We start from the raw sequence: 339 nt of genomic DNA on the forward strand, positions 1-339 counted from the left end.
CGCAGGCGCGCGAACTCCTGACAACGCGGCTGGCCCATTACATCAACAAGCCCAACGTCACGCTCACGGTGCAGTCCTATCGCAGCAAGCGCATCTACGTGGATGGCGAGGTCAAGACGCCGGGCGTGCAGACCATCAATGACATACCGATGAGCCTGGTGGAAGCCATCAACCGGGCCGGCGGCTTCCAGCCCAGCGCCGACCAGAGCCAGATTTCCCTGAACCGCAAGGGGATGAGCTACCGGATCAACCTGCCGCAACTGGTGCAGCGTGGCGTCAATCCGGGCGACATCATGCTGGTCAATGGCGACGTGCTGCGGGTGCGCTCGCGCGATGAAA

Annotated in this window: 1 protein-coding gene; it reads left to right on the plus strand. The window is 62.8% G+C overall.

Annotated features, from left to right (window positions below; all coding sequences use genetic code 11):
* A partial coding sequence (locus JK635_RS17635) for a polysaccharide biosynthesis/export family protein (protein WP_202655260.1) occupies nucleotides 1–339 on the plus strand: 339 nt, incomplete at both ends.

Source organism: Neobacillus paridis, from assembly GCF_016765675.1.
Lineage (GTDB): Bacteria > Bacillota > Bacilli > Bacillales > Cytobacillaceae > Neobacillus > Neobacillus paridis.